Source organism: Kitasatospora sp. NPDC022785, assembly GCF_055561295.1.
On record NZ_JBVHHB010000056.1, the window covers coordinates 1 to 6,365 of the forward strand.

At 72.4% G+C, this 6,365-nt stretch carries 1 protein-coding gene; it reads right to left on the minus strand.

From position 1 onward, the window contains the following. A partial coding sequence (locus ACZ3YO_RS39665; RefSeq protein WP_465579131.1) for an amino acid adenylation domain-containing protein occupies positions 1–6,365 on the minus strand: 6,365 nt, incomplete at both ends.

The following is a 6,365-nucleotide window of genomic DNA, read 5'->3' on the forward strand; positions in this document are numbered from 1 at the left end:
ACCGCAACCGCATCCGGCGTCCGCACCACCTGAGCCTCGAACAGATCCACCAACGAACCCGCCCCCACCTCACACCCCGTCGCATTCCAGCCCTGAAGCTGCAGGCGCTCGGACGGCGTCAGCGGCGAGAGCCGGCCGACGGGCAGAGCGGGCTGGTCGACGAGGGTGTCGAGCAGGGTCCGCAGCTTCTCGCCGATGAGCGCGACGCGCTCACGGTCGACGAGGTCCGGACGGTAGTCCAGCCGCAGTTCGAAGCCGGCCGCGGTCTGTGCCGCGATCAGGCTGAGCGGGTAGTGGGTGGCGTCCCGGCTGCTGCCGGAGACGGTGCGCAGGCTGGAGCTGTCCTGCTGCAGCGCCTCCTCGTCGATCGGGTAGTTCTCGAAGACGACGAGGGTGTCGAAGAGTTCGCTGTGGCCGGCGAGGCGCTGGACCTCGCTCAGGCCGATGTGGTGGTAGGGCAGCAGCGCGGTCTGCCGTTCCTGGACGCGGTTGACCAGGTCCTCCAGCGACTCGGCGGGGTCGAACCCGACCCGCACCGGCAGGGTGTTGATGAACAGGCCGACCATCGACTCGATGCCGGGGATCTCCGCCGGCCGGCCGGAGACGGTGGCGCCGAAGACGATGTCGTCGCGGCCGGTCAGGTGCCCCAGCAGCATCGCCCAGGCGGTCTGCACCATGGTGTTGGTGGTGACGCCACGGCGGCGGCTCTCGGCCGTCAGCCGATCGGTCCGCTCCGCGGTCAGCTCGACCACCAGGCGCTCCGGGAGCGCGGAGTGCCCGCCGGCGTCCTGGCCGACCAACAGGGTCGGCTCCTCCAGGCCCTCGAACTCGCGTGCCCAGGTGGCCTGTGCCTCGCTGCGGTCCTGGCGGGTGAGCCAGGCCAGGTAGTCGCGGTAGGGGGTGACCCGGGGCAGGTGCGCGCCGTCGCCCTTGGTGGCGTACGCCGAGAACAGTTCGTCGAGCAGGATGGGGGTGGACCAACCGTCCAGCAGGATGTGGTGGTTGGTGATGAGCAGGAGGTGGCGCTGCGGTCCGGTGGTGATCAGCGTGAAGCGGATCAGCGGCGGCCGGACGAGGTCGAAGCGGCTGACCCGGTCCTCGGCCACCAGGCGGGCCAGCTCCCGGTCACGGTCGGCCTCCGACAAGCCGCTGAGGTCCACCTCGGTCCACGGCAGCTCCACCCGGCCGGGGACCAGCTGGACCAGCGTGCCGTTCCTGAGGGCGCGGAAGGCGGAGCGCAGGTTCGCGTGCCGTTCCAGCAGCACCCCTGCCGCCCGCCGCATGGACTCGGCGTCGAGGTGCCCCTCGAACTCGAAGGACATCTGGACGTTGTAGACGTCCGAGCCGTGCTCGTCGTACAGCGCGTGGAAGAGCAGGCCCTCCTGCAGCGGGGACAGCGGCAGGACGTCCGCCAACTGCTCCTGCTGTTCCTGGAGTTCGTCGACCTCGGACTGGGTCAGCTCCACCAGGGCGAAGTCGGACGGGGTGTGGCCGCCGGCGCCGGGGCCTTCGGCGTGGTTCGCGATGGCCTTCAGGGCACGGAACCAGGTCTCGCCCAGGTCCCGGACCTCGTCCTCGGTGAACAGCTCGGCCGGCCAGGACCAGTTCGCCACCAGCGAGCCGCCCTCGGGGCGGTCGACGGTCAGCGAGTTGACCTCCAGCGCGTGGCCGATCAGGCCCTCCAGGTCCAGACCACTGCCGGTGTCGGCGTCGGCGCACAGGCCCCAGTCGGCAGCCTGGGCCGCCGGGTCGGCGAACTCGAAGCGGCCGAGGTAGTTGAAGGCGATCTGCGGGGTGGGCAGAGCGGCCAGGGCCTGTGCGGTGCCGGGGTTGAGGTGGCGCAGCAGGCCGTAACCGGCGCCGTTGTCGGGCAGGGCGCGGAGCTGTTCCTTGACGGCCTTGACGGCGTCGCCGACCACCGCGCCCGCGGACCAGACCTGGTCCCAGGCGTCGGCGGGCACGCCCGGGTCCAGCCGGACCGGGAAGAGGCTGGTGAACCAGCCCACCGTGCGCGAGACGTCGGCGCCGGGCACGAGCTCCTCACGGCCGTGGCCCTCCAGGTCCACCAGCGCACCGGTGGCCCGGACGCCGCGGCGGCGCCGCCAGTCCTCGACCGCCAGGGCGAAGCCGGCCAGCAGCACATCGTTCACACCCGCGTGGAACACCGCCGGCACCCGGGTCAGCAGCGCGCCGGTCACCTCGGACGGAAGCTCCACGGACAGCACCCGCCGGGCGGGCGCGGTGTCCCGCCGCGGGTCGAGCGCACGGGCGCCCAGCTGCGGGTCCTCCCCCGTGAGCATCCCGGTCCACACGTCCAGCTCCGCGGCACGCTCCGCCGTACCGGCCTCGGTCACCAGGCCTTCGGCCCAGACCTTGAACGGGGTCTCCACCGAAGCGAGTTCGGGCTCGCGGCCCTCGGCCACGGCGTCGTGGGCGGCGGCCAGGTCCGGCAGCAGGATGCGCCAGGACACCCCGTCCACCACCAGGTGGTGGGCCATCAGCAGCAGCCGGCCGGAGACTCCGGGGCCGCCGTCGAACCACACCGCCTGCACCATCACGCCCCGGTCGGGGTCCAGCCGGCGCTGGGCGGCCTGTGCCTCCTCGGTGATCTGTGCGCGGTCCGCGTCGACGCGCAGCAGCAGGTCCTCGGCGCGGACGGCGCCGCGGGCCCGGACCTCCAGGGACCACGGACCGTCGGCGGGCCGGGTCAGCCTGGCCCGCAGGAGGTCGTGCCGGTCGAGCAGGGCCTGGAGCGCGGCGGTCAGGCTCTCCAGCGTCGCGGACGCCGGCACCTGCACCACCATCGCCTGGTTGTACCCGTCGACCGGGCCGCCCAGCTCCTCCAACCAGCGCATGATCGGGGTCGGCGGCACCGCGCCGACACCCGCATCCGGGTCCTGATCGCCCTCGTCCGAGCCCTCGAGGCTTACGGCGATCGCGGCCAGTGCCTCGACCGTGCGGTGCTGGAACACGTCGCGCGGCGAGAATTCCAGGCCGGCCTTGCGGGCGCGGCTGACCAGCTGGATGGAGACGATGCTGTCACCGCCCAGCTCGAAGAAGCTGTCGTCGATACCGATCCGCTCCAGCCCGAGAACCTCGGCGAACAGCCCGCACAGCACCTCCTCACGCTGGTTGCGCGGACCGCGCTCCGAGGCCCGGCCGCCGTAGTTCGGCTCCGGCAGCACACGGCGGTCCAGCTTGCCGTTGGCGGTCAGGGGCAACTCGTCCATGACCACGAACGTGGAGGGCACCATGTACTCCGGCACCCGCGACGCCACCCGGTCCCGCAGCACCTCGATGTCCAGGCCGTCATCGCCTCCGACCACGTAGGCCACGAGACGCTTCGCACCGGAGGCATCCTCCCGCACGACCACCGCGCTGTTCGCCACGGCCGGATCGGTCGACACGGCGGCCTCGATCTCGCCCAGCTCGATCCGGAAGCCGCGGATCTTCACCTGGTCGTCGGCCCGGCCCAGGTACTCCAGCTCACCCTCGGCAGACCACCGCACCACATCACCCGTGCGGTACATCCGCTCACCCGAGCCGACAAACGGATCCGCGACGAAACGCTCCGCCGACAGGGCCGGGCGATTGAGGTAGCCACGGGCCAGACCCGCGCCGGCGACGTAGAGATCGCCGGTGACACCCGCCGGGACCGGCTGCAGGCCCGCGTCCAGGACGTAGACCCGCAGGTCCGGGATCGCCTGGCCGATGGCGCTGCCGCGCAGCTCGGCGGCCGCGGCCCGGTTCAGCGCGCGGTGCGTGACGTGCACGGTGGTCTCGGTGATGCCGTACATGTTGACCAGGGTCGGCGCGTCGTCCGGGTGGACGCCGTACCACTCCTCCAGCCGTCCCAGGTCCAGCGCCTCGCCGCCGAAGACCACGGTGCGCAGGGACAGCGCGTCGGCGCCGGGGTTCTCGCGCTCCTCCTGGATGAGGCGGTAGAAGGCGGAGGGGGTCTGGTTGAGCACGGTCACCTTGGTGCGTGCGAGCAGGGCGCGGAAGTCCCGCGTGCTGCGGCTGGTCTCGTAGGAGACCATCACCAGGCGGCCGCCGTACAGCAGCGGACCCCAGATCTCCCAGACGGAGAAGTCGAACGCGTACGAGTGGAACATCGTCCAGACGTCGTCGGCGCCGAAGTCGAACCAGTGCTCGGTCGCGCGGAACAGACGCACCACGTTCTGGTGCGGGATCATCACGCCCTTGGGGCGCCCTGTGGAGCCCGAGGTGTAGATGACGTAGGCCGTGTGCGCCGGCCGGAGCGCGGTGGTGCGGTCCGCGTCGGTGACGGCCGCGGCGCTCTCGCGGGCGAGCAGGTCCGTCACAGCGGGCTCGTCCAGCACGAGGCGGGCGGGGCCGCTCGCGTCCACCGCGTCGAGCGCGGCGGCGGTGTCGCGGGAGAGCAGCACCAGGCTCGGCCGGGCGTCCTCCAGCATGTAGCCGATCCGGTCCGCCGGGTAGTCGGGGTCCACCGGGAGGTAGCCCGCGCCGGTCTTCAGCACCGCGAGCAGCGCGACGATCATCTGCTCGGTGCGTGGCAGCGCGAGGGCGACCAGCTGCTCCGGCCCCACCCCGTGGCCGATCAGGTGGCGGGCCAGACGGTTGGCCCGGCTGTCCAGCTCCCCGTAGGTGAGTTCGCTGTCCTCCGAGGTCACCGCGACGGCTGCGGGAGTCCGGGCCGCCTGGGCCTCGAACAGCTCGACCAGGGTCGCCTGCGGCACGTCCTTGCCGGTGGGGTTCCACTCGACCAGCAGGCGCGCACGCTCCTCGGCGGTGAGGACGTCGACCGAGCCGACCGGCGCGTGCGAGTCGGCGAGGACGCCGTCCAGCAGGCGGGCCATGCGATCCACGATCCGCTCGGCGGTGGCCTGGTCGAACAGGTCGGCCGAGTACTCGAGGGCGCCGGCGATGCCGACGGGCGCGCCATCGGTGTCGAACTGCTCGACGAGCTGGAAGGACAGGTCGAACTTGGCCACGTCCAGCTCGACCGCGTACGGGGCCACCTGCACGCCCGGCAGGTCGGCCCGGGCGGCCGCGTTGTTCTCGAACGACAGCATGACCTGGAACAGCGGGTGCCGGGCGAGCGAGCGCTCCGGGTTGAGCTCGTCCACCAGCTGCTCGAAGGGCACGTCCTGGTTGGCGTACGCCGCGAGGTCGGTCTCCCGGACCCGGTCGATCAGCTCCTGGAAGGTCGGGTTCCCGGACAGGTCGGTGCGCAGCACCAGGGTGTTGACGAAGAAGCCGACCAGGTCGTTCAGCGCCTCGTCGGTACGACCGGCGATCACGCTGCCGATCGGGATGTCGTCGCCGGCGCCGAGCTTGGCGAGCAGTGCCGCGATGGCGGCCTGCATCACCATGAAGACGCTGGCGCCGCGGGCCTGCGCGATGGCCGTCACCTTCTGGTGGACGTCCTTCGGGAGGGCGAGCGGCACCCGGGCGCCCCGGTAGCTGGCGACCGCCGGACGCGGCCGGTCGGTGGGCAGCTGGAGCTCGTCCGGAATCCCGGAGAGCGCCGTGCGCCAGTGGTCCAGCTGGCCCGCCATGGCACTGGTCGGGTCGTTCTCGTCGCCGAGGACGTCGATCTGCCAGAGCGTGTAGTCGGCGTACTGGACCGGCAGCTGCTCCTGGCTCGGCGCGTGGCCCGCCAGTCGCGCCTGGTAGGCGACGGAGAGGTCCCGGGCGAGCGGGGCCATCGACCAGCCGTCGCCGGCGATGTGGTGCACGACGAGCAGCAGGACGTGGTCCTCGACGCTCACCCGGAGCAGGTGGGCACGCAGCGGGAGCTCGTTCGCGAGCTCGAAGCCCGTCTGGGCCAGCCGCCGGACGTGCTCGTCGAGGTCGGCCGGGGCCACGTCGGTCACGACGAGTTCGGGCGTCGCCTGCTCGGCGGCCAGGACCTCCTGGCGGGCCCGGCCGTCGGTCTCGGGGAAGACGGTGCGCAGGCTCTCGTGCCTGGCCACCAAGTCGGCGAGCGCCGCGCGCAGCGCGTCGACGTCCAGGGCGCCGGTGAGGCGCACCGGGAGCGGCAGGTTGTAGGTGGCGCTCGGGCCCTCGACCCGGTTGAGGAACCACAGGCGCCGCTGGGCGGCGGACAGCGGGATCTCGGCCGGGCGCTCGGCCACGGTCAGAGCCCGGCGGGCGGCACCGGCGGCGTCCAGGTGGCCGGCAAGTCCGGCGACGGTGGGCGCCTCGAAGACCGCCCGCACCGCGAGGTCCACGCCGAACTCGGAGCGGATGCGGCTGAGCAGCCTGGTCGCGAGCAGGGAGTGGCCGCCGAGTTCGAAGAAGCTGTCGTCGATGCCGATCCGCTCCAGCCCGAGGACCTCGGCGAACAGCCCGCACAACACCTCCTCACGCCCGTTGCG